Annotated in this window: 22 protein-coding genes; 20 read left to right on the forward strand and 2 right to left on the reverse strand. The window is 37.5% G+C overall.

All coding sequences use genetic code 11. From position 1 onward, the window contains the following. The first annotated feature begins 112 nt into the window (after positions 1 to 112). From rfbB to BMX18_RS04905, 8 genes are all read left to right on the forward strand, one after another. Positions 113 to 1,162 carry a dTDP-glucose 4,6-dehydratase gene (gene rfbB / locus BMX18_RS04870; protein WP_006532368.1) on the forward strand — a complete coding sequence of 350 codons (1,050 nt, stop codon included), beginning with the start codon at positions 113 to 115 and terminating at the stop codon, positions 1,160 to 1,162. 193 nt (positions 1,163 to 1,355) lie between these two features. Continuing rightward, positions 1,356 to 1,841 carry an NUDIX hydrolase gene (locus BMX18_RS04875; protein WP_093815374.1) on the forward strand — a complete coding sequence of 162 codons (486 nt, stop codon included), beginning with the start codon at positions 1,356 to 1,358 and terminating at the stop codon, positions 1,839 to 1,841. Between the two features lie 34 nt (positions 1,842 to 1,875). Continuing rightward, entirely contained in the window at positions 1,876 to 3,063 is a 1,188-nt protein-coding gene (locus BMX18_RS04880; RefSeq protein ID WP_074559722.1) for an AI-2E family transporter, read from the forward strand. Beyond that, positions 3,053 to 4,288, forward strand: coding sequence for a tetratricopeptide repeat protein (locus tag BMX18_RS04885; RefSeq protein WP_074563420.1), 1,236 nt, complete (start codon positions 3,053 to 3,055; stop codon positions 4,286 to 4,288). The genes BMX18_RS04880 and BMX18_RS04885 overlap by 11 nt, the downstream gene beginning before the upstream one ends. After that, a complete protein-coding gene (locus BMX18_RS04890; protein WP_074964779.1) occupies positions 4,272 to 4,448 on the forward strand; it encodes a sec-independent periplasmic protein translocation protein TatC in 177 nt (58 codons plus the stop codon). Before BMX18_RS04885 ends, BMX18_RS04890 begins: the two co-directional genes overlap by 17 nt. A 271-nt stretch (positions 4,449 to 4,719) precedes the next feature. Continuing rightward, positions 4,720 to 6,393: an acetolactate synthase AlsS gene (alsS, locus tag BMX18_RS04895; protein WP_074563422.1), complete on the forward strand. Its 1,674-nt coding sequence runs from the start codon at positions 4,720 to 4,722 to the stop codon at positions 6,391 to 6,393. 73 nt (positions 6,394 to 6,466) lie between these two features. Then, positions 6,467 to 7,186: an acetolactate decarboxylase gene (budA, locus tag BMX18_RS04900; protein WP_093815376.1), complete on the forward strand. Its 720-nt coding sequence runs from the start codon at positions 6,467 to 6,469 to the stop codon at positions 7,184 to 7,186. Between the two features lie 216 nt (positions 7,187 to 7,402). Next, a complete protein-coding gene (locus BMX18_RS04905) occupies positions 7,403 to 8,806 on the forward strand; it encodes an APC family permease (RefSeq protein WP_093815378.1) in 1,404 nt (467 codons plus the stop codon). Between the two features lie 51 nt (positions 8,807 to 8,857). Here the strand turns inward: BMX18_RS04905 and BMX18_RS04910 are convergent, their stop codons facing one another. Continuing rightward, positions 8,858 to 10,519 (reverse strand): Rqc2 family fibronectin-binding protein, encoded by a 1,662-nt coding sequence (locus tag BMX18_RS04910; RefSeq protein WP_074563425.1) that lies wholly within the window; start codon positions 10,517 to 10,519, stop codon positions 8,858 to 8,860. A 141-nt stretch (positions 10,520 to 10,660) separates the two neighbouring features. After that, positions 10,661 to 11,521, reverse strand: coding sequence for a LysR family transcriptional regulator (locus tag BMX18_RS04915; RefSeq protein ID WP_093815380.1), 861 nt, complete (start codon positions 11,519 to 11,521; stop codon positions 10,661 to 10,663). A gap of 218 nt (positions 11,522 to 11,739) precedes the next feature. Between BMX18_RS04915 and BMX18_RS04920 the strand changes: the two genes are divergently transcribed. The 12 genes from BMX18_RS04920 to BMX18_RS04975 all read left to right on the forward strand — a co-directional run bounded on the left by BMX18_RS04920 (position 11,740) and on the right by BMX18_RS04975 (position 26,341). Beyond that, a complete protein-coding gene (locus BMX18_RS04920; protein ID WP_374057265.1) occupies positions 11,740 to 12,477 on the forward strand; it encodes an amino acid ABC transporter ATP-binding protein in 738 nt (245 codons plus the stop codon). A gap of 20 nt (positions 12,478 to 12,497) precedes the next feature. Continuing rightward, positions 12,498 to 14,051: an ABC transporter permease subunit gene (locus tag BMX18_RS04925; protein WP_093815383.1), complete on the forward strand. Its 1,554-nt coding sequence runs from the start codon at positions 12,498 to 12,500 to the stop codon at positions 14,049 to 14,051. A gap of 12 nt (positions 14,052 to 14,063) precedes the next feature. Beyond that, the gene (locus BMX18_RS04930) at positions 14,064 to 14,900 is read left to right on the forward strand and encodes a dimethylarginine dimethylaminohydrolase family protein (RefSeq protein WP_093815385.1); all 837 of its coding nucleotides are present in this window, start codon (positions 14,064 to 14,066) and stop codon (positions 14,898 to 14,900) included. A 63-nt stretch (positions 14,901 to 14,963) separates the two neighbouring features. Next, complete coding sequence (gene hisC / locus BMX18_RS04935) at positions 14,964 to 16,049, forward strand: histidinol-phosphate transaminase (protein ID WP_093815387.1); 1,086 nt, start codon at positions 14,964 to 14,966, stop codon at positions 16,047 to 16,049. Next, positions 16,027 to 16,992: an NAD(P)-dependent oxidoreductase gene (locus tag BMX18_RS04940; RefSeq protein WP_093815389.1), complete on the forward strand. Its 966-nt coding sequence runs from the start codon at positions 16,027 to 16,029 to the stop codon at positions 16,990 to 16,992. Before hisC ends, BMX18_RS04940 begins: the two co-directional genes overlap by 23 nt. Then, positions 16,982 to 18,604 carry a zinc-binding metallopeptidase family protein gene (locus BMX18_RS04945; RefSeq protein WP_093815391.1) on the forward strand — a complete coding sequence of 541 codons (1,623 nt, stop codon included), beginning with the start codon at positions 16,982 to 16,984 and terminating at the stop codon, positions 18,602 to 18,604. The genes BMX18_RS04940 and BMX18_RS04945 overlap by 11 nt, the downstream gene beginning before the upstream one ends. A gap of 348 nt (positions 18,605 to 18,952) precedes the next feature. Further along, positions 18,953 to 19,954, forward strand: coding sequence for a tryptophan ABC transporter substrate-binding protein (trpX, locus tag BMX18_RS04950; RefSeq protein ID WP_074869018.1), 1,002 nt, complete (start codon positions 18,953 to 18,955; stop codon positions 19,952 to 19,954). A 21-nt stretch (positions 19,955 to 19,975) separates the two neighbouring features. Continuing rightward, entirely contained in the window at positions 19,976 to 20,845 is an 870-nt protein-coding gene (locus tag BMX18_RS04955) for an ABC transporter permease (RefSeq protein WP_074869015.1), read from the forward strand. Then, positions 20,842 to 21,600, forward strand: coding sequence for an ABC transporter ATP-binding protein (locus BMX18_RS04960; RefSeq protein ID WP_093815393.1), 759 nt, complete (start codon positions 20,842 to 20,844; stop codon positions 21,598 to 21,600). Before BMX18_RS04955 ends, BMX18_RS04960 begins: the two co-directional genes overlap by 4 nt. Positions 21,601 to 21,798: 198 nt before the next feature. Beyond that, positions 21,799 to 23,460, forward strand: coding sequence for a ribonuclease J (locus BMX18_RS04965; RefSeq protein WP_074869010.1), 1,662 nt, complete (start codon positions 21,799 to 21,801; stop codon positions 23,458 to 23,460). 124 nt (positions 23,461 to 23,584) lie between these two features. After that, a complete protein-coding gene (locus BMX18_RS04970) occupies positions 23,585 to 25,465 on the forward strand; it encodes a DUF2207 family protein (protein ID WP_180366624.1) in 1,881 nt (626 codons plus the stop codon). Positions 25,466 to 25,627: 162 nt separating this feature from the next. Further along, complete coding sequence (locus BMX18_RS04975) at positions 25,628 to 26,341, forward strand: matrixin family metalloprotease (protein WP_074559748.1); 714 nt, start codon at positions 25,628 to 25,630, stop codon at positions 26,339 to 26,341. Positions 26,342 to 26,378: the final 37 nt, after the last annotated feature.

Consider the following 26,378-nt stretch of genomic DNA (forward strand, 5'->3'; position numbering starts at 1 on the left):
ACTAAATCTCTAAGAAAAAAGATAAATCTTCCTAGACGCTAGTCGTCTGCGTCAGATTTCCTATTTTTCTATGAGATTTTTCGCGAGCGAAACGTCCCTTTGTATCTTAATTATGTCTGAATACAAAAATATCATTGTAACCGGTGGTGCAGGTTTCATCGGTTCAAACTTCGTACACTATGTTTACAACAATCACCCAGATGTACACGTTACTGTTCTTGATAAATTAACATACGCTGGTAACCGTGCAAACTTGGAAGAAATCCTTGGTGACCGTGTTGAGTTGGTTGTTGGTGATATCGCAGATGCAGAATTGGTAGATAAATTGGCTGCAAAAGCTGATGCAATTGTTCACTACGCTGCAGAAAGCCACAACGATAACTCACTAAAAGATCCAAGTCCATTCATCCAAACAAACTTTGTTGGTACATACACACTTTTGGAAGCAGCTCGTAAATACGATATCCGTTTCCACCACGTGTCAACTGACGAAGTTTACGGAGACCTTCCACTTCGTGAAGACCTTCCAGGACATGGTGAAGGTCCAGGTGAAAAATTCACTGCTGAAACTAAATACAACCCAAGTTCACCATACTCATCAACAAAAGCTGCATCAGATTTGATCGTTAAAGCTTGGGTACGTTCATTTGGCGTTAAAGCAACAATCTCTAACTGTTCAAATAACTACGGACCATACCAACACATCGAAAAATTCATTCCTCGTCAAATCACAAACATCTTGTCAGGAATTAAACCAAAACTTTACGGTGATGGTAAAAACGTTCGTGACTGGATTCACACAAACGACCACTCAACAGGTGTTTGGGCAATTTTGACTAAAGGACGTATCGGTGAAACTTACCTTATCGGTGCAGATGGCGAAAAGAACAACAAAGAAGTTCTTGAACTTATCCTTGAAAAAATGGGTCAACCAAAAGATGCCTACGATCACGTAACAGACCGTGCAGGTCACGACCTTCGTTACGCAATCGACTCAACTAAACTTCGTGAAGAATTAGGTTGGGAACCAAAATACACTAACTTTGAAGAAGGACTTGAAGCAACAATCAAATGGTACACAGATAACCAAGATTGGTGGAAAGCTGAAAAAGAAGCAGTTGAAGCTAACTACGCTAAAACACAAAAAGTTCTTGATAAATAATTTAAAAAGCCTATCGTATCAAGCCACGCTTGGTGCGGGGCTTTTTTTAGTTTTTGAGAAAAAAGCAAAGCTAAGATAAGGTTAATTGAAAAATATCTATAAAAACTTAGAATTATTTTACAAGTTATGCTTTGATTCAAGAATTGTCTTTGGTTTTCTGGTACAATAGAAGAAAACGAGAAAGAAGAGAAAGATGACAAAGTTAGCGACGATTTGTTATATTGATAACGGTGAGGCACTTTTGCTTTTGCATCGTAATAAAAAGCCAAATGATGTTCATGAGGGAAAATGGATTTCGGTTGGTGGTAAACTTGAAGCGGGTGAAACGCCTGATGAATGTGCCAAACGTGAAATTTTTGAAGAAACGCATTTTACAGTTAAGAAAATGGATTTTAAGGGAGTGATTACTTTCCCTGAATTTACACCTGGTCACGATTGGTATACTTATGTCTTTAAGGTGACTGATTTTGAAGGTGAATTAATCTCTGACGAAGAATCACGTGAGGGTACTCTTGAGTGGGTTCCTTATGATAAGGTATTATCAAAACCAACTTGGGAAGGTGACTATGAAATCTTTAAATGGATTTTAGATGATGTGCCATTCTTCTCAGCTAAGTTTACTTATGATGACAAGCAACGTTTGGTCGATAAGAGCGTTACTTTTTATGACAATAAGTAGTCTTTATTGAAGTTGTCTAAAGAGAGGAGTTTTTATGGATCGTCATCAAGAAAAGAAATTTACGGAGTCTTGGTTTTTTAAATGGGTTTTAAACAGTCAAGCTACTGTGACAGTTATGGTCACTTTTCTTGTCTTTTTGACCCTTTATTTGTTCACTAAGATTTCATTTTTATTTAAACCTGTTTTGTCTTTTTTAGCCATCATCATGCTTCCTTTGGTGATTTCGGCAATTCTTTACTATCTGATTAAGCCTTTGGTTGGATTGATTGAACGACGTGGTGTTAATCGAACGGCTTCAATTTTCATTGTTTATGCTGTTATTGTGGCTTTACTCATTTGGGCTGTGGCAAGTTTTATTCCTATGATTGAAGGGCAATTAACCTCATTTGTTGAGAATTTACCTGCTTATGTTAAAAGTGTCAACGTTGAAAGTTCTAAGCTTTTGAAGAGTCCTTGGTTGGCTAATTATCAGTCAGAATTGCAGGACATGTTGGCTAATATCAGTAATAAAGCTGTTGATTATGCGGAAAGCTTTTCTAAGAATGCTATTGACTGGGCATCAAGCTTTGCTAGCGCTATTGCTCGTGTGACCTTAGCTATCATCATGTCGCCTTTCATTCTCTTTTATTTCTTAAGAGATAGTCATAAGATGAAAGAGGGGTTGATTAAGGCACTTCCGACTAGAATGCGTCGCCCAACGTCACGTATTCTTGGAGATATCAACAAGCAGCTTGCTGGTTATGTTCAAGGTCAAGTAACCGTTGCGATTGTTGTTGGAATCATGTTCACAATCTTCTTTAATATGATTGGTTTGCGTTATGCGGCAACTTTTGGTATTATTGCAGGGTTCCTTAATATGATTCCATATCTTGGTAGTTTCTTAGCTATGGTTCCGGTTGTGATTATGGGGATTGTTCAAGGACCAATTATGCTGATTAAGGTTCTTGTGACCTTTGTGGTTGAACAAACGATTGAAGGGCGTTTTGTAGCACCTTTGGTTTTGGGAAGCAAGCTAAGCATCCATCCGATTACCATTATGTTTATTTTGCTAACGTCTGGCTCAATGTTTGGTATTTGGGGAGTATTCCTTGGAATTCCGGTTTATGCCTCTATCAAGGTGGTTGTTAAAGAAATTTTTGACTGGTACAAAGCTGTCAGTGGTTTATATGAAGAAGAGTTAATTGTAGAAGAAGGAGAAGAAGAATCAAAAGATGTTAAATAGTGAAAAAATGGTTGCCTCAATTCAGAGTCAAGATTTAGAGCATGCCAATAAATATTTTAAACGAGCTTTGAAAGAAGACGATGCTGAGACTCTTTTGGAATTAGCGGAGTATCTTGAGAGCATTGGTTTCTTGCCACAAGCAAAAGAAATTTATTTGCAAGAACGTGAAGATTATCCTGAAGTTAATATTAACCTAGCTCAGATTGCGACAGAAGATGGTGACATCGAAGGTGCTTTCTTATATCTTGATGCGATTTCGCCTGAGAGCGATGCTTATTTGTCTGCTTTGCTTGTTATGGCAGATATCTATGAAATGGAAGGGCTAGCTGACGTTGCGCGTGAAAAACTTCTCCAAGCGAGTCAGATTAGTGATGAACCTTTGGTTATTTTTGGTTTGGCTGAAATCGAAATGGAACTTGGTAATTACAATCAAGCTATCAAAGAATACGCTAAGCTAGATAATCGAGATATTCTTGAACTAACTGGTGTCTCAACTTATCAACGTATCGGTCGTGCTTATGCCAGTCTCGGAAAATTTGAAGCAGCTATCGAGTTTCTTGAAAAAGCTGTTGAGATTGAATACGATGACAATACAATCTTTGAATTAGCGACAATTTTGTATGATCAAGATGAATACCAAAAAGCAAATATTTACTTCAAACAATTGGAGACAATGAATCCTGACTTTGAAGGGTATGAGTATGTTTACGCACAATCTCTTCATGAAGAAAATAAAACTGAAGAAGCACTTCGTTTGGTTCAAAAAGGTTTGGCTAAAAATGAATTTGATACCAATCTTTTGCTCGCAGCATCACAATTTTCGTATGAATTACACGATACCAAACAAGCCGAAAGCTATCTTTTGAAAGCAAAAGACGTAGCGGTTGACGATGAAGATGTTTTGATGCGTTTGACTAACTTGTACTTAGAAGAAGAACGCTATGACGATGTTGTTGCCCTTAATCGTGACAACATTGATAATGTCCTTACTAAATGGAACATTGCCAAAGCCTATCAAGCGCTTGAAGCTGATAAAAAAGCCCTCAAGATTTATGATGATTTGGCAACGGATTTGGCAGATAATCCAGAATTCTTGCAAGACTATGCTTATATTTTGCGCGAATTTGGTTATACAGATCGTGCCAAAGATGTGGCTAAACGTTACTTAACCATGGTTCCAGATGATGTCAATATGGTGGAATTTTTAAATGAAGATGAATTTTAAGAGTCTTTTGGCTAGTAACCTGATAACGGTTATTATCATTTTTGTTTTGCTATCATTCTTTGATCAAAGTGGTGAACCACTTCGCAATATTCTTGTGGTATTTGGTGGTTTTATCTTGATGACCATCTATGATTTTGTCAGAACAAGCCGAAAAAAATAGAGTAAAAAGCACGACAATTTCGTCGTGTTTTTTCTTGTAATTTTCAAGAATGTTTTCAATCTTACTTTAGAAAGATAAAGAAAAATTTCACAAGCGAAATTTCACAAACTTTTCGTAAAACTATGGTATAATTGATTCATATTTGTGAAAAAATAAAAATTTGTGATTTAGATTTGACTAATTTTATCGCCAGATTTTCTTGAAATTGTGATGTATTGGAACTTTAAAAATCTGTTCTTAATTAGTCATCTAAAGACATATAGGAGATAAAATGACTGAACAAAAGCAATATGGGGCTGATCTTGTTGTAGATAGCCTTATTAACCATGACGTCGAATACGTTTTTGGTATTCCGGGCGCAAAAATTGACCGTGTTTTCGATACACTTGAAGACAAAGGTCCAAAATTGATTGTTGCACGTCATGAGCAAAATGCAGCCTTTATGGCGCAAGGTATCGGACGTATCACAGGTAATCCAGGTGTTGTAATTACAACAAGTGGTCCTGGTGTGTCAAACTTAGCAACTGGTCTTGTAACGGCGACTGATGAAGGTGACCCAGTTCTTGCCATCTCAGGACAAGTAAAACGTTGTGACTTGTTGAAACGTTCACACCAATCAATGAAAAACGTTGCGATGATGGAACCAGTAACGAAGTCAGCTGTTGAAGTGCATGACCCAAATACACTTTCTGAAATCATCGCCAATGCCTACCGTGTAGCTAAATCAGGTCGACGCGGCGCAAGCTTTATCTCAATTCCGCAAGACGTTACGGATAGTTTAGTATCTGTAAAAGCTATTAAGCCACTAACTGACCCTAAACTTGGTTCAGCATCTGTTGATGACGTGAACTATCTTGCTCAAGCGATTCGCAATGCTGAGTTGCCAGTTTTACTTTTGGGAAATGGTGCTTCAACACGTGCGGTCACAAAATCAATTCGTAAATTGCTTGAAGCTGTTAAATTGCCAGTTGTTGAAACTTTCCAAGGGGCAGGTATCGTATCACGTGAACTTGAAGAAGACACTTTCTTTGGTCGTGTAGGACTTTTCCGTAACCAACCAGGTGACATGTTGCTTAAAAAAGCTGACCTTGTCATTGCGATTGGTTATGACCCAATTGAATACGAAGCCAGAAACTGGAACGCTGAGATTTCAGCACGTATCATTGTTATTGATGTGGCTCAAGCTGAAGTTGATACTTATTTCCAACCTGAACGTGAATTGATTGGTGATATTGCTGATACGATTGATTTGCTTTTACCAGCAGTTAATGGTTACACTTTACCAAAAGCATCAGTAGACTACCTTCAAAATCTTAAGAAAAATGTGGTTGAAGATGTGAAATTTGACCGTGACTCAAATCCTGGTGTGGTTCACCCACTTGATGTGATTGATGTTATGCAAGAAAATATCACAGATGATATGACTGTAACTGTTGACGTTGGTAGTCACTACATCTGGATGGCACGTTACTTCAAATCATACGAAGCACGTCACCTGCTCTTCTCAAATGGTATGCAAACACTCGGTGTAGCACTTCCTTGGGCAATTTCAGCAGCCCTTGTTCGTCCAAATACAACCGTTATCTCTGTATCTGGTGATGGTGGTTTCCTCTTCTCAGCGCAAGAATTAGAAACTGCAGTTCGCCTTAACTTGCCAATCGTTCACATTATCTGGAACGATGGTAAATACAACATGGTTGAATTCCAAGAAGAGATGAAATACGGTCGTTCTTCAGGTGTTGATTTTGGTCCTGTTGATTTTGTCAAATACGCAGAAAGCTTCGGTGCTAAAGGTTACCGTGTTGATAGCAAAGAAGGTTTTGAAGCAACCTTCAAAAAAGCCCTTGCTGAAGCAGAAAACGGACCAGTACTTATCGATATTCCAATCGATTACAAAGATAACATTAAACTTGGTGAAACAATCTTACCAGACGAGTTTTATTAAGCTTGCAATTTAGCTCATTTGGCAATAAAATATTAATGACAGTTAATTTTAAATGACGAAAGTGAAGGAGAATATGTCAGAAGCAATTAAACTTTTTCAATATAATACCTTAAGTGCCCTGATGGCTGGTCTTTATGGTGGAACATTAACCATCGGTGAGCTACTAGAGCATGGTGATTTAGGAATCGGGACACTCGATTCTATTGATGGAGAGTTGATTATTCTAGACGGTAAAGCCTATCAAGCTATCGGTTCAAACGGAAAACCTGAAATTGTTGAGGTTTCTGATGATGTCAAAGTTCCTTACGCTGCAGTTGTTCCTCATCAAGCAGAAGTGATTTTTAAACAACGTTTTGAAATGACAGATGCTGAGTTGAAAAAGCGTATCGAGTCATATTATGATGGGGTAAACTTGTTCCGTTCGATTAAGATTAAAGGGGCTTTTTCTAACATGCATGTTCGCATGATTCCAAAATCTGCGCCAAATACAAAATTTGCAGAAGTCGCAACACGCCAACCTGAATATTCACGTGAAAATGTCACGGGGACTATTGTGGGTATCTGGACACCTAAGATGTTCCATGGTGTGAGTGTTGCTGGTTATCATTTACACTTTATTTCAGATGATTTAACCTTTGGTGGTCATGTGATGGATTTTGTGATTTCAGAAGGTGTTGTTGAAGTAGGACCAGTTGATCAACTTGATCAACGTTTCCCAGTTCAAGATCGCAAATACCTTTTTGCAAAATTTAACATGGATGAATTGAAAGAAGACATCAAAAAAAGCGAATAAATCGTCTAGTTATCGCATATGAAAAAGGCGCATTTCTAAAAACGAGTTTATCTTGTTTTAGTAATGTGTTTTTTTACGGATAAAAATGAGATATAGAGTTGATTTTTACTTATATTTATCCTAAAATAAAAGACGTTGTGCATGTGAATCTTGTATCAAGAATTGATAGAATTATAAGAATTGCATGACGATTTCAAAGAAAAAACAGGAGAATGTATGGATATTTTTCGAAAGACCCCGATGGCGCAAAAGACAAGTCATTTGCAACGACGCCTGGGGCTTGCTGAACTTATCTTTTTAGGGGTAGGTTCGATTGTTGGGACTGGGATTTTCACGATAACAGGAGTAGGTGCTTCTCAATATGCAGGACCTGCGATTACTATTTCAATTATTATTGCTGCTATCTGTGTAACCATGTCAGCTTTATTCTTTGCAGAATTTTCTTCACGCTTGCCACATTCAGGTGGTGTGTATCGCTATTTGTATACTGTTTTTGGAGAGTACCCAGCTTGGATTGCAGGTTGGTTTATGATGATTGAATTTGCAGGAGCGATTTCAACGGCAGCCTCTGGTTGGGGAGAGTATTTAAAAGCTTTCTTGAAAACTTTTGGCATTAGTTTGCCGACAGCTTTGAGTGGTCCTTTTAATCCTGCAAAGGGAACTTATATTGATATTGTTCCTGTTATCTTATTACTTTGTGTGACAGCCCTTGTTGTACTAGGGGTTCAAACGGTATTGAGATTTAATTCTATTTTGGTTATCTTTAAATTAGCGGTTTTGCTTATCTTTATCGCTCTTGGTTTGACAGCAATTAATACGCAAAACTGGAGTGATTTCACACCGTTCGGATTTGGTCAAATTTATGGTGGAAAAGTTGGTATCATGGCTGGTGCGTCATTGATGTTCTTTGCTTTTCTTGGATTTGAATCAATTTCTATGGCGGCTGATGAGACCAAAGAGCCTCAAAAGAAAATTCCGCAAGGTATCTTCTTTTCAATTGGATTGACAACTTTATTGTATGTTTTGGTTACTTTGGTTTTAACTGGAACTGTTCACTATACAAAATTAAATACAGCTGACGTGGTACCATTTGTTTTACGTAGCATTGGTTTTCCATTAGTAGGTAATATCGTTTCTGTTGTGGTTATTTTCACATTGGTAACGGTATGTATTTCTATGATGTTTGCCTTGTCACGTGTGATTTACAATGTCAGTTGTGATGGGCTTTTGCCGGAACAATTCCAAGAATTGACACCTAAGAGCAAAGTTCCTAAGAAAGCGACTATTTTTGTTGGGATTGTCACAATGTTCTTCTCTGGAGTCTTTCCTTTGGAAATCCTAGCTTTATTGGTAAATATTGTGACTTTGGCTTACCTTATCTTGCTTGCTTTTGGTGTTATCAAACTTCGTAAAGATTTTGGTGAGCCAAAAGAAGGGGAATTCAGAACACCTTGGGTGCCATTTTTGCCAATATTATCAATTGTGGTTTGCTTGGCTTTGATGACACAATGTAAGCTTGAGACATGGTATGGCTTTATCATTGCCTTTGTCATTGGAACAATCATTTACTTTGCTTATGGTTACCGTCACTCAAAACTAATCGATAAAACTGAAGAATAAACAAAAAGCATTGGCTAAAAGCCAATGCTTTTTTGCAATCTTAATAGCAAGTTATTTCTTATTTTCAATGCGCATGCTATTGATTTTTTCTTCGGTTGGTGTAACGCGAAGTGTTTTTTGACCAGTGTATGTGACAAAACCAGGTTTGGCACCAGTAGGTTTGTTGAGTTTTTTAGCTTCAATCATATCAACTTGGATAAGATTTGATAGGCGAGCTTTTGAGTAATAGGCTGCCAATTCAGCGGCGTCAGTTTTGACTTCATCGCTTGGGTTAAGATTGTCCTTGATGAGTACGTGGCTGCCTGGAATATCCTTAGCGTGGAACCAGAGTTCACCTTTTTTCGCCATTTTGAAAGTTAATTCATCATTTTGCAGGTTGTTGCGTCCGACCATGATGATTGTCTTGCCATCCGAAGCAAGGTATTGTTCTGGTTTTTTACGCTTGTGACGTTTATCGCGCGTGCGGCGTTTGACAAAACCAGTTTCCACCAACTCTTCACGAATGTCTTCGATATCAGAGATAGAAGCGTGGCTTAGAGCTGTCTCGACGCTTTCAAGATAAGTGATTGTGTGTTTTGTTTCTTCGATGAGTCCTGTTAAGTGTTTGACAGCTTCTTTTAGTTTTTGGTATTTCTTGAAATAGCGCTGAGCATTTTGGTTAGGGGTCAAACTTTTATCAAGAGCAATAGTGATTTTTTCATTAGTGTAGTAGTTATCAAGTTCCACTTGGTCTTGGTTGTTTGGCACCATTGAGAGATAAGTGGTTAAGAGTTCGCCTTTTTGGCGGAATTCTTCGGCGTTCTCAGTAGCTGCTAATTCTTTTTCTTGTTTTGCTAGTTTTTTGATGTTTTTATCGAGTTCAGTCTGAACACGGTGAATCAAGTCACTTGATTGTTGGTTGACGCGATCGCGTTCAGCTTTATCTTGATAGAAAACATCTAGCAATTCTGAAAGGCTGTCAAAAGTTTGACCACTCTTATCAAATGGCACTGCAGCAAATGATTTGTCAGTCATATTTGGCTGGACAGGTCGAGCAAAGAAAGCACGGAACTGTTTGAGTTTGTCATCACTAAGCTGAGCTGCCAAATTTTCAGCGGTATCACGTCCCAAACCTTGGAAGAGTTTTTGAAGATGACGTGGTGCCAAATCCTCGGTTTGTAAGATTTCAAATAATTTTTCATCTGAAACAGTAAAAGGATTTTTAGCATCTGTCTTTGGCGGAGCAATGTAAGTTGAACCAGGCAAGATTGTTCGGTAGCTATTTTGTGAGAAACCGATATGTTTGATAGATTCGATAATCTTACTTTCAGCCTTATCAATCAAGATGATGTTACTGTGTTTGCCCATGATTTCAACAACCAAGGTAACCTTGATGTTGTCACCAATTTCATTCTTATTTGAAAAGGCAATTTCTAAAACACGGTCATTCTCAATTTGTGTGATGCTTTCAATAACAGCACCTTGAAGGTATTTACGCATAATCATGGTAAAAGTATTAGGTGTTTGAGGGTTTTGAAAGTCTGTTTTAGTAATTTGCAGGCGCCCAAAAACAGGGTGGGCAGAAAGTAACAGTTTATAATTTTTACGGTTATTACGAATGGTTAAAACAAGCTCGTGCTCAAAAGGCTGATTAACTTTTTGAATGCGTCCGTAGAGAAGCTCGTCTTGTAATTCTTTGGTTAAATGGTGTAGGAAAAAACCATCAAATGACATGATTAAAGTTGCCGTAATGCTAGCTAACCGAGAGCGATAAGAAGCTTACGACGTCTCCTTTCTAATCTCATGTTTTCAATTCTTCTATTATACCATAACCCTTGCAAAATCTGGACTCTGCGATATGGGAAAGTTTGCCCCTTACGATTTTTTTAATTTTTGAATGATTGCTAGAAGGTCTTGGTAATGTTTATTTTCCATTTTGACGATGGCATAGGTCTTGATGAAAATGTCTTTTAGCTTTTTAGAGCTTGAAATGATATTTGGATTTTCAAGCAGACGTTCAGCGATGTCTTGACTGACAATGGTAATGCCAGTACCTTTAAGCACTTCGTGTTCGATAAGTGAGAGGTTATCGATAGAAATATGGTGTTGGGTTGGCAGCTGATTAATCTTGATAAATTCTTTTAAGAAATTATGGTAGCTGCTGGTCATGTGATAGAGTAAGAAAAGTGATTCTTCACCCTTGTCAAATTTTTCGATGAGCTCTCTTTGCCCGACAATCATCAATTTATCAGAGCGAAGTGGAAGTTTGAGCACACCTTTTTGGGTGTAGCTACCTGACATAATTCCAAGATCGATTTGGTCATCCAAAAGCGCTTGAAAAATCTGATGGGAATTACTGTAAGTTTGGACATTGAGTTTACGGTTTTCTGGCAAATATTTTTGAATGGTTGACAAATAGGTCTTGAGATAAGAGGTATCAGAACCAAGAATGATACTTTGCTCAAAGGTAGAGTCCAGATTATCAAGCAGGCTGTTAAAAGCAAGCAAAGTCTGATTGGCAAATTGATAAATGTCTTTTCCCTTAGGTGTCAGGGAGATTTTTTTATTTTTACGTAAGAAAACCTCACATAAATTGCTGTTAATTTCTTTTACACGCTTAGAAACAGCTGGTTGACTGATATTATTAAGCTTAGCAGCTTCAGAGAAACTCTGTGTTTCATAAATGTCTTTGATTAATTTGAAGTCAAAAATAGATAATTTATAACTAGATTTCATATTTCTGATTTTATCATAAATAAAAGTTATAAACAAGGATTCGAAAATAAAGAAAATAATCAATAAAATCATAAAAAAATAGAAAAAATCCACACATATGTTATAAAACCTTACATAAACTATTGAAATAAAATTCTGAAAATTATAAAATATTGACATCAATTAAGAAAGAGGTCTGCAGTATGGTGGCTTTGGAAGAGGAGTTGGCGACTTTCGATTTGACAGCGAAGTATATGATTGAAATGAAGGGCATTCGAAAAAGTTATGGTAAGCAAGAAGTTCTAAAAAACATCAACCTGTCTGTTAAAAAAGGTGAGGTTGTGGTTTTGATTGGACCATCTGGAAGTGGAAAATCAACCTTGATTCGAACGATTAATAAATTGGAAAAGGTTGACGGTGGTGAAATTGCGGTTATGGGGAAAAACATTTATGACATGAATATGAATGACAATTTGCTACGAGAACATGTCAATATGGTCTTTCAACACTTTAACCTTTTTAATAACATGACCATTGCTAAAAATATTGGTATTGGTCCAGAAAAATTACACCGGAAAAGCAGCGAAGAGGTGGATGAAATTGTTTTTCGCTTGCTGATGGCAGTTGGCTTGCTTGATAAGAAAGATGTTTATCCTGAAAATCTGTCTGGCGGTCAGAAACAACGTGTTGCTATAGCAAGAGCTTTGGCAATGCAACCTGACATTATTTTATTTGATGAGCCGACTTCAGCGCTTGATCCTGAGATGGTTGGTGAGGTTTTGCAGGTGATGAAAGCTATTGCTAAAAGTGGTACGACAATGATTATTGTGACACACGAGATTGGTTTTGCAAAAGAAGTGGCAGATCGTATTGTATTTCTTGAAAATGGTGAGTTAATCGCAGACATGCTACCTGAAGAGGTGAATCGTTCTTATCCAAATCAACGTGTGGCAAGTTTTTTGAAGCAAATTTTATAAGTTAGGTCTAGGAGAGAGTTATGTTTGGTGGGTTTCTGGAAAGTTATGGTGGATTTATTTTAGATGGTGCCCTGATGACAGTCTTTTTGTCGGTGGTTTCCATGGTTTTAGCCCTGATTTTAGGGGGTGTTGTCACTGCAGCTAGGATGAGTGACAATCTTTTGATTAGTGGATTGACAAAACTTTACATTGAAGTGATTCGTGGTTTGCCGATGCTAGTCATTTTGTCACTCTTCTTTTATGGTTTGCCCATGCTGGGGCTAAATATTCCTAAAAGTACGCTTTTTGGTGTTGATTTAGACCGTTTGATTGCAGCCTTAACGGGTTTAACGGTTGGGGAATCGGTCTTTGTTGCTGAGATTTATCGGTCTGGGATTCAAGCGGTAGATTCAGGACAATTTGAAGGGGCTAGAAGTATTGGCTTTAATAAATTTCAAGCTTATCGGTATGTGATTATCCCGCAGGCGTTTAAAAATATTTTGCCAACTTTGGGAAATGAATTTGCGAATAACATTAAGTCAAGTTCGCAAGCATCGGTAATTGGGGTTGCTGATTTGATGTTTACAGCAAGCACTATTCAGGGGATTTCTTATAAACCTTTTCAAGCGGTGATTGCTGTTGGGATTGTTTATTTGGTTTTTACTTTTTCAACCACACGTATCGTTGCACATTATGAAAGAAAGATGAATCGCAGTGCAGACGAATTAACTTTGCGTGATAAATGGGATGAGCTGGTGCAAACTATTAAAGCTAGCTGGAAGAGTTTGCTAGTGACAGCAGCTTTTATAGTAATGATTGTCGGGGCTTTTGCTCTTAATCATAGGGAAATAAACACGGCTGCTGGAAGCATCGAGAAGATTCAGAATTCTGGACAGCTGGTTGTTGCAACTAACATTGGCTACGCTCCTTATGAGTTTTACGATTTGTCATCAGGTCACAAGAAAGCTGTTGGAGTTGACTTAGCTTTTGCCAAGCAATTAGCAAATAAATTGCAGGTGAAATTAGTGGTTAAAAATATGAATTTTGATTCGATTCTAGGAACTATCACGTCAGGAAATGCTGATATCGCCATTGCCGGGATGACAAAAACAAAAGAACGTGAAAAGTCGGTCGATTTTACACAAAACTACGTTAAGCAAATCAATAAAGTTGTTGTTCGTAAAGATTCAGCTCCTCAGTACACTGCGATTGCTGATTTAGCACAAAGTTCGATTGCAGTACAAAAATCAACTACGCAAGAAGATGTGGTCAAAGAGGACATCAAACCTAAGCAGATAGTTGCCTTATCAAGTTTGCCAGATGCGTTTTTGAATTTAGCACAAGGTAAAGTGGATGCTGTGGTTGCAGATGATACGGTAGCTGACCAATATATCGCAAGTAACAGTGAATTGACTTATGCTGACATTGATTTACCAGGGACAACTGAGACAGCTATGGCATTAACTAAAGGCAATCAATCGCTCAAGGCTTACGTGGATAAATTGATTGAGCAAGATAAAAAAGATGGTAGCTTTGATAAATGGATGAAAACCTATAGTGCTTTAGCACAAAAAAATACGGGAGAAAATGAGTAGGAGGAGATTCTTATGGCAGTAATTGATGGAACCAGCCGTTTACGAAAAGTGTTAATGTGTCGACCAGATTTTTTGGTAAATGCTGCGCCGATTAACGTCATTTCAGAGCAGTACACAGAGCCATTAGACCACGACAAAATGATGCAAGAGTACGGCGCTGTGGTCAAAGCTTACCAGGATAATGGCGTGGAAGTGGTCCAGGTCACTTCTGGTAAAAAAATGCCAAATGCAGTTTTTGCTAGAGATTTTGGAGGTGATGTTAAGGAAGGATATATCTTAGGGCGTTTTAAAAAGCCTATTCGTTTTGAGGAACGTCGTCATTACGAAGATATTATGGCGGGGCTTGGCATTCCAAAAATTGCTGAAGTTACTGAAGGTTACTTTGAAGGGGGTGATTTTGCATTTATTGATGAGAAGACATTAGCGATTGGGGTGATTGATCGCACCAATCTCACAGGTGTTGATGAAATTCGTAAGCAATTAGAACCATATGGTTACAAGGTCTATGCTGTTAAGGCAAATCCAGACTATCTTCATCTGGATATGTGCTTTAACTTAGTGGCACCGAAACTTGCTATTGCTTATGAAGCTGGATTGCCAGAAGATTTTGTTACCTTGGTCAAAGAAAAAGGCATTAAGATTATTTCTGGAACGCAAGACATGATTTTTAAACATGGTTATAACGTTGAAGCTTTAGGAGATAATCGTGTGATGAGTTTAAAACAAAATATTTTTATTAACGAAGCACTTCGCAGTGAAGGCATGGAAGTCATAGAGGTCGATATGACGGAGTTATTGAAAGCAGGTGGTGGCGTGCATTGCATGACTTTCCCGCTTGAACGTTATTAATCACTTTTAATTATCATTTGTAGATGTGGATTGCCACGTAAAAAACAATTTAGAAAGTTTGTTATGTCAACATTTTTAGCTAAATCATTTGAAACTATTGTCGCTTACAAACCTGGTGAACAACTTGGAGATGATTACCTTAAATTAAATGCCAATGAAAGTTCACAAGAGCCTAGCCCTCGTGTTTTAGAGGTTTTGAAAAATGCTCAGAATTTAAATTATTACAACGATCCTTGTCAGCACAAATTACGTCAAAAATTGGCTGATTTGCATTCTTTGGATAAAACAAACATCATTGTTGGAACAGGAGCAGATGATGTTTTAGATTTAATCTTTAGAACATTTTTTGAACGAGGCGATAAACTTGCTTTTCCGAAAGTGACTTATCCTTTTTATAAAGGCTATGCTGACACCTTTGGGTATGATGCGTTAGAAGTGCCTTTGACAAAAGATTTACGCGTTGATTTATCAGATTATGAAAAACTTCCCCACGCTGTTTTAGTGGTGAATCCAGATGCCCCAACAGGATTTTTAAAACCTTTGTCAGCTATCAAGAAGTTGCTTGCCTCGAATCTTGAGCGATTGGTGATTGTTGATGAAGCTTATATTGATTTTGGTGGAGCTTCGCAATCAGCGATTTCCTTGGTTGAAGAATTTTCAAATCTCATTGTGGTTCGTACTTTTTCCAAATCGCGTCAATTAGCCGGCGGTCGTATTGGTTACGCGGTTGCTTGTAAAGAACTTATCAAAGATATGGAAGATTTAAAAATGACGGTTAATCCATTCAATGTGAGTTTGCTACAAGAAGAAGTTGCTCTAGCAAGTCTTGAAGATGAATTTCATTTTGAAAGACATGTTAAGGAAATTATCGAAAATCGTGATTTCTTGACATCAGCTTTGCGAATTTTAGGTTTCAAGGTTTTAAACAGTAAGACAAACTTTGTCTATGCCTCTTCACCTGTGATTTCAGGAGAGGAATTGTATGAGAAATTGCGTGAGCGTCATATTTTGGTTCGTCGTTATGACATAGCAGAGGTTAAAGATTATGTTCGTATCACAATTGGAACCAAGCAAGAAATGCACCGTCTAGTCAGTGAGGTAGATGCTATTTTAAAGGAGAAAGATCATGTTAAAAGTGTTAATTTCTGATTATCCAAATGTTTTGGCGGAGCGTGATTTGAGTATCGAAGTTAACCTTTTAAAGGAACTTTTACCTGCCGATAGCGAAATTTCTGTTTACCCTTATATCAATGAGGATGAATTCATCGAGCGAATGTCTGGTGTGGATGTTCTTTTGACAGCCTTTCTTCCCTTGAAGGAAAATATTCTGGCAAAATTTCCAGATTTGAAAGGTATTGCGGTTAATGCTACGGGAACAAATACCATTGACTGTGAGTATGCTGAGAAGTTAGGCATTGCTATTCGAAATTTAGGAGCTTATTCGACTGAAGACGTTGCCAACCACACGATTGCTCTATTACTAGCACTAAATCAAAAACTCTTTATTCATCGTAAATACATTGAAGCTGGTTTTTGGAGTTATCAAAAAGCTGGTGAAGTGAAGCGTTTGTCCTCGCAAACTTTGGCGATTTTTGGGCTTGGTCGAATTGGCCAAGCAGTGGCAAAACGTGCGAAAAGTTTTGGCATGTCAGTGATTGCCTACGATCCTTTTTTGCCAGAAGAAGTGGCAGAAGAAATTGGGGTCAAATTGGTCTCGGTTGAGACTATCCAAGCAGAAGCTGACGTGATTAGCTTACATTTATTTGCTAACTCGGCAAATGAGCATTTCTTTAATCGTGAGTTCTTTAAGAAATTGAAGAAGCCGGTGCTTTTTATCAATGTGGCGCGTGGGAGTCTGGTTGACGAAGCAGCCTTGGTAGAAGCACTTGATGAGGGAAAAGTGATTGGTGCTGGCTTGGATGTTTTAGAAAGTGAAAATCCAGACCTGACTAACAATCCTTTGCTTGGACGTGAGAATGTTATTCTAACGCCGCATTCAGCCTTTTATAGTCAAGAAAGTCTGAATACCTTGCAAGTTCAAACGGTTAAAAATGCAGTTGCCATCTTAAAGGAGTATCATCATGAAATTTGAAACGATTCAAGCCTACAGTTTGCCAGAGCGCATCGAAGTAATCGCTAAATATTTGGTGTCCATTCTTTCGGTAAATGGCACAGCAGGCGAGGTCAAACTGGCAGATGCCATTTATGAGTTATTGCAGTCAGCACCTTATTTTAAAGCTCACCCAGAAGACCTTTGGCAGCAGGTTTTGGACAACGACTCCTTGAAGCGAAAAAATAATTTTGCGCTGCTCAAAAAATCAGGAACAGCTAAGACTGTCATTCTACATTCGCACATGGACACCGTAGGTATAGAGGATTATGGTTCACTAAAGACAATCGCAAATGATCCAGATGCTCTGCTAGACTTTTTTAAAGAATATGACGATGACCCAGTCGTTCAAGAGCATGCTAAATCAGGTGATTGGCTCTTTGGACGAGGTATTCTTGACATGAAATCGGGCGATGCGGTCAATATTGCAACACTTTTCTATTACATGGAACACATGGATGAACTTCCCTGTAATTTACTTGTGATGACCAATTGTGTTGAGGAAAATGACCATACGGGTGCTATTCAAGCCTCAAGTGAACTTTTACGTTTACGTAAAGCTGGCTATGATTTTAAAGTGGCTATCAATACAGATTTTATTTCGCCATCATATGACGGTGATGATAAGAAATATATCTACACGGGCGCAGCTGGAAAAATGCTGACATGTTTTTACATTAAAGGGAGAGAAACGCATGTTGGCAGTTGTTTGATGGGCATTGATGCCACGATGATTTCCAGTGCGATTAATCTTAAAATAAATACCAACCTTGATTTAGTTGAAAAAATTGACAATGAAGATATTTTGCCAAGTTCTGTGCTTTTACAACGAGATTGTAAGGATTTTTATAATGTCCAAACCAACAAGCGTGCCAATCTTTACTTCAATACTTTCTTATATGAAAAAAGTGCAGATACCATTTTGCACACCTTAATGGAAGCCAGTCGTGAGGCTGTCCATGAGGTTTCAAGACATTATCAAGAACGATTTAAGATTTATTCGGAGAGAAGTCATATTCATAGCCAGATTTCGCATGACATTACTGTGATGACTTTTGCGCAGTACCTAGATGTTTTGGAGAAAAAAGGTTTTGATAGCCAAGCCTTGATTAGGGAGTTCTTTGAAACTGTCGGAGATTTTGACAAACGAGAAGTTGGTTTTGATTTAATTGACTACCTTGAGGCAAAAACACAGTCTGATGATGCAAAAGTGGTCGTCTTTTTAGCGCCGCCATTTTGTCCCCACAATTATACTGACAAAGACAGTGATGTTGACCAAGCGCTTGAAAAAATGATGGCAGAATTTCCTGAAGAACATTTTGTGAAACGACGATTTTTCCCATTTTTAAGTGATTCTAGTTATCTTGCGATGCGAGAAAGTCCAGAAGACATTGAAAAACTAAAAGCGAATTTTCCTCTGATGGATGCGATTTATCCTTTGCCAGTTGATACCATCAGAAAGTTTGACATTCCAGCTCTTGACTTGGGCGTTTATGGTATTGGAGCTCATACTTGGAAAGAAAGACTCTACAAACCTTATTCTTATCACACTCTTCCAAAGGTTATTAGAAGTTTTATCAAGCATTTAAGCTAAAGTTTGAGCATGGCAAATAAGTGTTTTGAATAAAAATAAGAAAATTTCGAAAAGAACTTGAAATTTTCAGAATTTAGGTTATAATTATTAAAAAACACAGGAGGAAGCTAAGATATGAACATGACACAAACTCTTACAAGTTGGCAAAGTTGGCGTATGTAAAAGTTGTGTTTATGTTGTTGCATAGATACGACTTTTGGAGTACTTCTAAAAAGTATCTATGCGCTAATCTTAGTTAAAAGATAAAAAAGCGTGTAGTAAGCAATTACTAGACGCTTTTCTTTTTAGTTGACTCATCAAATTGAAAATAAGGTATTAAATAAATTAGATTGTTCAACGGAGAAAAATATGAAAAATAAAGCACTTATTGGAACACTTATTGCCCTTGTCATTTTAGTAGCTGGTTCAATGATTTATGACCAGACTAAAAATGAGTCAGCAAAAAATGGAGATATTAAAATCGGTATTTTACAATATGTTACCCACGATGCTCTTGATGAAATCGAAAGAGGGATTGAAGAAGGCTTAGCTGATGCTGGCTACGACAAAGCAAATGCTAAGATTACCGTTTTAAATGCCGAAGGTGACCAAAGTAAAATCCAAACCATGAGTAAACAATTGGTTCATGCTAAAAATGACGTGGTTATTGGGATTGCAACACCAGCTGCTCAAGGACTAGCTTCAGCAACCAAAGACATTCCAGTTGTGATGGGAGCTATTTCAGACCCAGTCGGAGCAAAATTGGTTAAGAATTTGAAAAAACCGGAAGGAAACGTAACAGGAGTTTCTAACCAAGTGCCAATTAAACAAACGGTTGAGATGATTCAAGAAATTACACCAAACGCTAAAACAATCGGAGTCTTGTATGCTAGCAGCGAAGATAATTCCGTATCTCAAGTGGCTGAATTTAAAAAATACGCTAAAGCAGCTGGTATCAATGTAATCGAGTACGCTGTCCCATCAACCAACGAAATTAAAACAACCATGTCTGTCATGACTGGTAAAGTCGATGCTGTTTTTGTTCCACAAGATAATACCATTGCCTCAGCTTTTTCAACTGTTGTTAACTCAGCAAACGCTGCTAAGATTCCAGTTTATTCATGTGTGGACACCATGGTTGAACAAGGAAGCATCGCTTCAGTCGCTCAAAGTCAATATGATTTAGGGGTTGAAACAGCAAAAATTGCTGTTAAATTACTTGCTGGTAAAAAAGTATCAGACGTCCCAGTTAACATCGTTAATACTGGTACCCCAACCCTTAACTTAAAAGAAGCTCAAGAACTTGGCATTACAATTCCAGATAGCATGTTGTCAAAAGCAACAGTAGCTGTCAAAGCAGATGAAAATTAGGAGAGAAGGAGAAAACATCATATGATTATTTCGTCAGTTTCACAAGGACTTTTGTGGGGGATTCTTGGTTTAGGAATTTACCTGACTTTCCGAATTCTTAATTTTCCAGATATGACGACTGAGGGTTCTTTCCCTCTTGGTGGAGCAGTAGCTGTTACTTTGATGAATCACGGAACACATCCTTTGTTAGCTACTTTGGCAGGTATGCTTGCGGGTTGTTTAGCTGGTCTTGTTACTGGTCTTCTTTATACTAAAGGAAAAATTCCAACGCTTTTAGCAGGGATTTTGGTAATGACGTCATGTAACTCTGTCATGCTTATGGTTATGAAACGCGCCAACCTTGGTTTGCTAAATATCAAACCTTTGCAAGCCTTGCTTCCATTTGCTGATAGTACAAATCTTTTGGTAATCGGTCTTTTGGCAGTGGTAATCGTCATTTCAGTGTTGATTTTCTTTCTATACACACGTCTTGGTCAAGCTTACATCGCAACTGGTGATAACCGTGATATGGCAAAGAGCTTTGGAATCAATACTGACCGTATGGAAGTTATGGGACTTACCATTTCAAATGGTTTGATTGCTTTGTCAGGTGCGCTTGTTAGTCAACAAGACGGCTACGCTGATGTTTCAAAAGGGATTGGTGTTATTGTAATCGGTCTTGCAAGTATCATTATCGGTGAGGTGCTTTACTCAACTGGTTTGACACTACTTGAACGTTTGATTGCTATCGTGGTTGGGTCAATTTTGTACCAATTCTTAATCACAGGTGTGATTGCCCTTGGTTTCAATACCAACTACCTCAAATTATTCAGTGCCATTGTCTTAGCTATTTGTCTTATGGTTCCTGTTCTTAAAAATAAATTCTTTAAAGGAGTGACCTTATCACGATGAAAAAAATTGTCGAATTAAAAAATGCAACAGTTCAAGTTAATAATGGTCTTGATGAGGTCAAAACAATCCTTGACGATGTGAATTTGACCATTTATGAACACGACTTTTTAACGATTTTAGGTGGGAATGGTGCTGGTAAATCAACTCTTTTCAATGTGATTGCTGGGACTTTGATGTTAACTAGCGGAAGCATTTCAATCCTTGGAAAAGATGTGACGCATCTGCCTGCTGAAAAACGTGCTAATTACCTTGCGCGTGTCTTCCAAGATCCTAAAATGGGGACAGCACCGCGTATGACGGTGGCAGAAAATCTTTTGATTGCCAAATACCGTGGTGAAAAACGTGGCCTTTTGCCACGAAAAATTCACAGTTTTACAGATGAATTTAAGAAATTGGTGGCACGAACAGGTAACGGGCTTGAAAAACATTTGGATACGCCGACTGGTCTTTTATCAGGTGGGCAACGTCAAGCTCTTAGCCTTTTGATGGCAACACTAAAACGCCCAGAATTGTTGCTACTTGATGAACATACGGCAGCCCTTGACCCTAAAACGAGTGTGTCATTAATGAATTTAACAGATGAATTTGTAACGGGTGACCACTTGACAGCACTCATGATTACACACCACATGGAAGATGCTTTGAAATACGGTAATCGCTTGATTGTCATGAAAGACGGAAAAATCATCAAAGACCTCAACCAAGATGAAAAAGCCCAAATGGCAATCGCTGATTACTATCAATTATTTGAATAAAATGAAACGCCCTCGGGCGTTTTTTTGTGCCTTGAGTGACTTTTCCAAATCATAAAGAAGAAAATCTTCTGAAAATATGTTACAATTAAATTGCTGTAATTCGACTTGCTAACCTTTTTGGAGGCAAGGACCGTTAGTAAAATTCATAAGCAATTAATTTGCACGTATAAAAAATAAAAAAGAGGAGAAAACATCGTCATGAGCGATATTAAAATTATTGCCCTAGGTGGGGTTCGTGAAAATGCGAAAAACCTCTATGTGGTAGAAGTTAATGACTCAATTTTCGTTTTGGATGCTGGACTGAAGTATCCTGAAAATGAGCAACTTGGTGTGGATGAAGTCATTCCAAACCTTGATTATCTAATTGAAAACAAAAAACGTGTGCAAGGGATTTTCTTGACACACGGGCACGCCGATGCTATCGGAGCTTTGCCTTATATTTTGCAAGAATTCAAAGCGCCAGTCTTTGGTTCACCACTTACTATTGAGTTAGCGAAGCTCTTTGTTAAGAAAAATAACAACGTTAAGAAATTCAATAATTTCCACGTTATCGACGCTGAAACTGAAATCGAATTTGCGGATGCGACAATTTCATTCTTCAAAACAACTCACTCAGTTCCTGAAAGTTTAGGGATTGTAGTTGGTACCGATAAAGGAAATATCGTCTACACAGGTGACTTTAAGTTTGACCAAGCTGCGCGTAAATATTACCGCACTGACTTGGGACGTTTGACTGAAATTGGACGTGAAGGAGTACTTGCCCTTCTTTCTGATTCTGCAAATGCTACAAGCCACGTCATGACAGCAAGCGAAGCAGAAGTTGCTGCTGAAATGGATAGCGCTATTGCTGACGCTGAAGGTCGCGTTATCATTGCTGCGGTAGCCTCAAACCTAGTGCGTATCCAACAAGTCTTTGACTCAGCTGCTGAATACGGTCGTCGTGTGGTCTTGACTGGTTTTGACGCTGAAAACATTGTTCGCACAGCGATTCGTATGAAACGTCTTCGTTTGGTTGATGAAAAATTAATCATCAAACCAAAAGACATGCACAAATACGAAGACCATGAATTAATTATTCTTGAAGCTGGTCGTATGGGTGAACCAATCAATGGTCTACATAAAATGGCACTTGGTCGTCACCGTTATGTTCAAATTAAAGATGGTGATTTGGTTTACATCGTTACAACACCAAGTCTTTCAAAAGAAGCAGCGGTTGCGCGTGTTGAAAACCTTATTTACAAAGCTGGTGGTACGGTTAACCTTATTACGAAGACACTTAATGTCTCAGGTCATGCCAATGGACGTGATTTGCAGTTGATGCTTAACCTTCTTCAACCGAAATACCTTTTCCCAGTTCAAGGTGAGTACCGTAATTTAGCAGCTCACGCTGAATTGGCACAAGAAGTGGGAATGTACCCTGAAAACATCTACATCGTGAAACGTGGTGATGTTATGGTTCTTGGTAAAAATGGTTTTAACCATGAAGGTAGCGTACCAGCAGGCGATGTCATGATTGATGGTAATGCTATCGGTGATGTTGGAAACATCGTTCTTCGTGACCGCAAAGTCTTGTCAGAAGATGGTATCTTCATCGTTGCCTTGACTGTTAATAAACGCGAAAAGAAAATTGTATCAAAAGCAAAAATTCACACACGCGGATTTGTTTATGTTAAGAAGAGCCGTGATATTCTTCGTGAATCAGCTGAATTGGTTAACCAAACCGTTGAAAACTACTTGGAACAAGATAGTTTTGACTGGGGTGAACTAAAAGGAGCTGTCCGCGATGAAGTGGCTAAATTCCTCTTTGACCAAACCAAACGCCGCCCAGCGATTTTACCAGTCGTTATGGAAGTGAGATAAAAAAGATATTATTTCAATAATATAGTTGAAAAAGCTTTCCTCGACATAGTCGAGGGGGCTTTTTCTTATTCAAAAACTGTTTTTATTGTGATAAAATATCGAATATGGGAGGAAATAGGAGATAGTGAAAAAAATATTTTTATGTTTATTTGTTATCCTATCGTTTGTAGGAGTAACAAGTTATGCGGATGATGTGGAGTACAGCATAAACAATTATGATGGTGTATTAAAAATACACCAAGATAATACAGCTGATTTCTATCAGACGATTACATATAACTTTACTTCGGATTATAATGGACAGATTGTAACTTTAGGTGAAGCAGGGCATATGCCAACAGGATTTAAAGTTGATAGTCAACCCAAGGTTAGTGTTGAAACTGACTATGAATATTGTACGGTAACATCTGATATTAAAAAGATTAATAATGGATATCAACTAAAAATATATAACTCAGGTGTAGTAGGTGATACTGTGGTTGTCAAAGTTCACTGGAAGTTACGTAATTTATTTTTTGCTTATCAAGATGTTGCAGAATTAAACTGGGTTCCAATCAGTGATTGGAATGTAGTATTGAATAATGTTTCTTTTAAAGTTCTAACAGATAAAACAGTTTCAGATAGTCAGCTTTGGGCTCATAGGGGATATCTAAAGTCAGCTAATGTTAGAAAAATCTCAAATGGATATCAGATATCAGCTAAAAATATTAGCGGAAAACTAGAGATTCACGGATATTGGAATAAGTCTATTATCAGCGGATCTAAAGTAATACCTAAGAAACGAAAATCTGCTATTCTTAATCAAGAAAATAGAATTAATAAAGTTAATTTTTTTTTAATAGCTTTATTACACCATTTTTCTATAGTATTTAGTGGTATTTTGGCAACGATTGCCATAATTATGTTTGTTACAGTAATGGTAGTTATTAATAAGAATAATTATTCTAATCATTTTTCTAAAACTTATGAAATACCAGATGATTTACCACCACTTGTGGTATTGAAGTATGTTTATGATTTAGATGTATTTCAATTATTTCCAAAATATCGTTTTATTCCCAAAAGATTTAGTTTTAGCAGGACAGTGCAAGCTACTTTGGTAGATTTAATTAATCGCCAAGCTATTGTTGTCAAAGGTGAACGCTTGATTCGTAATCGTGGAATAGTTTTACGTGCTTATGAGCGTGATGTCATAGATATGGCTTTCGGAAATAAGAATGAAGTTGATATACATTCACTTTTTTCTAGCTATCGATTTGATAAAAAAGTAGTTAAAAAATATAAAAAACGCTATAAGGGGGATGAACGGAAGAGAAAACTTAACAGCCTTGCAGAAAACTATAATAGACGTTTCAAGTCAAAACTTAACTCTATTTCTATAAAAGTTAATAGAGATATAAAAAATAGAAAACTTCCAAATATTCGTACAGAACTTCCTCAGAATTTAAAAATCTGCTTGAATATTGCTCTTTACATATTATTCATTTCTTTAGCATTGTTAGTTATATGTACGTTCTATCTATTTATCAAAGAGGATGACTATGCTTCAATTTATTGTCTAGCGATGGTAATTGATGGTTTAATAACTTATTTTGTTTATAAAGTAATATCAAAAATCAAAAACGGTACTATTGTAACAGCTAAAGGAAAAGATTATATTCAAGAGTGGAATAGCTTTCGAAATATGATCAGAAGTGCTGGAAAATTTAATAAGGTTAAACTTGAAAATGTAACTTCATGGGATAATTTTTTGGTTTATGCTACATTATTTGGATATGCTCATCGTATTCGAAAATATCTTAAAAATAGTGATATAAAATTTGTAAACAAACAGTTAACGATGGTTAATGAAGATACATGGAATATGATTGGTATGCAAGCTAGGTATTGTGAGTCAATAAATTATACAACAAGTTCTGCAACGTCCTTCTCAGTTCCTTCTAGTGGATCAGAATCAGGTGGCTTCTCTGGCGGAGGCGGAGGAGGTGGTGGCGGAGCATTTTAAATGTTTCGACATTCTAATTTTTTTGAGGCTAGTTTTTTTACTAGCTTCTTTTTTGTAGTGTACCGAAATGTTTATTTTTTCTTGTTTTTTTAAGCTGGGCTTGTTATACTAAAGCCCGAGGTAATTTGTTAATGCTTAGAATTCTAGAAAGAAAGGGTACGTATGAGAACACTATTTAAGATTATCTTTTTCATTCCAAGCCTCATTATTAATATTATCTGGAATTTTTTCTGGGCTATTATTAAGACAATCATTTTGATTGCGATTGTGTGTTTTGGTCTGCTTTATTATGCCAATAATAGTAGCTCACAGTTAGCAAATTCCATTTTAGATGCTGCTAATAGTGTGACAGCATATTTTCAGGATAATAAAGATGATATTGCTAAAAATTTAAAGGATTTATCGACTGATGATTTCACGCATTATTCTGGAGCACGTTGGTCAAGTAATTCAGCGACAGTTTATATTAAAACGACCAATAAAACTTTGGTAAATGCTTATGAAGAAGCCATCAATGCTTGGAATGCAACGGGGGCATTTACTTTTACGCTTGTGAGTGATGAAAGTTCTGCTAATATTGTGGCGACAGAATATTCTGATGCCAGTTCCAAAGCAGCAGGGCTTGCTGAAACCGAAACCAATGCGCTGACTAATCAGATTACGCATGTGGACGTCAAGTTAAATACCTATTACTTGCTTGATAATGATTATGGCTACACGCATAATCGTATCGTCTACACAGCAGAGCACGAATTGGGACACGCGATTGGGCTTGACCACGATGATAATGAAGAATCTGTTATGCAGTCTTCAGGATCATACTACGGCATTCAAACGGTTGATATCCAAAAAGTGCAATCGATTTATAATCAATAGTAATGAAATCTGCTCATTTGAGCAGATTTTTTGATAT

This window comes from Streptococcus sp. 45 (assembly GCF_900108865.1).
GTDB lineage: Bacteria > Bacillota > Bacilli > Lactobacillales > Streptococcaceae > Streptococcus > Streptococcus ruminicola.

Bases quoted from the DNA above. Each gene is read 5' to 3' on its own strand.
- rfbB (WP_006532368.1), top strand. From the start codon at position 113: ATGTCTGAATACAAAAATATCATTGTAACCGGTGGTGCAGGTTTCATC.
- BMX18_RS04875 (WP_093815374.1), top strand. From the start codon at position 1,356: ATGACAAAGTTAGCGACGATTTGTTATATTGATAACGGTGAGGCACTT.
- BMX18_RS04880 (WP_074559722.1), top strand. From the start codon at position 1,876: ATGGATCGTCATCAAGAAAAGAAATTTACGGAGTCTTGGTTTTTTAAA.
- BMX18_RS04885 (WP_074563420.1), top strand. From the start codon at position 3,053: ATGTTAAATAGTGAAAAAATGGTTGCCTCAATTCAGAGTCAAGATTTA.
- BMX18_RS04890 (WP_074964779.1), top strand. From the start codon at position 4,272: ATGAAGATGAATTTTAAGAGTCTTTTGGCTAGTAACCTGATAACGGTT.
- alsS (WP_074563422.1), top strand. From the start codon at position 4,720: ATGACTGAACAAAAGCAATATGGGGCTGATCTTGTTGTAGATAGCCTT.
- budA (WP_093815376.1), top strand. From the start codon at position 6,467: ATGTCAGAAGCAATTAAACTTTTTCAATATAATACCTTAAGTGCCCTG.
- BMX18_RS04905 (WP_093815378.1), top strand. From the start codon at position 7,403: ATGGATATTTTTCGAAAGACCCCGATGGCGCAAAAGACAAGTCATTTG.
- BMX18_RS04910 (WP_074563425.1), bottom strand. From the start codon at position 10,519: ATGTCATTTGATGGTTTTTTCCTACACCATTTAACCAAAGAATTACAA.
- BMX18_RS04915 (WP_093815380.1), bottom strand. From the start codon at position 11,521: ATGAAATCTAGTTATAAATTATCTATTTTTGACTTCAAATTAATCAAA.
- BMX18_RS04925 (WP_093815383.1), top strand. From the start codon at position 12,498: ATGTTTGGTGGGTTTCTGGAAAGTTATGGTGGATTTATTTTAGATGGT.
- BMX18_RS04930 (WP_093815385.1), top strand. From the start codon at position 14,064: ATGGCAGTAATTGATGGAACCAGCCGTTTACGAAAAGTGTTAATGTGT.
- hisC (WP_093815387.1), top strand. From the start codon at position 14,964: ATGTCAACATTTTTAGCTAAATCATTTGAAACTATTGTCGCTTACAAA.
- BMX18_RS04940 (WP_093815389.1), top strand. From the start codon at position 16,027: ATGTTAAAAGTGTTAATTTCTGATTATCCAAATGTTTTGGCGGAGCGT.
- BMX18_RS04945 (WP_093815391.1), top strand. From the start codon at position 16,982: ATGAAATTTGAAACGATTCAAGCCTACAGTTTGCCAGAGCGCATCGAA.
- trpX (WP_074869018.1), top strand. From the start codon at position 18,953: ATGAAAAATAAAGCACTTATTGGAACACTTATTGCCCTTGTCATTTTA.
- BMX18_RS04955 (WP_074869015.1), top strand. From the start codon at position 19,976: ATGATTATTTCGTCAGTTTCACAAGGACTTTTGTGGGGGATTCTTGGT.
- BMX18_RS04960 (WP_093815393.1), top strand. From the start codon at position 20,842: ATGAAAAAAATTGTCGAATTAAAAAATGCAACAGTTCAAGTTAATAAT.
- BMX18_RS04965 (WP_074869010.1), top strand. From the start codon at position 21,799: ATGAGCGATATTAAAATTATTGCCCTAGGTGGGGTTCGTGAAAATGCG.
- BMX18_RS04975 (WP_074559748.1), top strand. From the start codon at position 25,628: ATGAGAACACTATTTAAGATTATCTTTTTCATTCCAAGCCTCATTATT.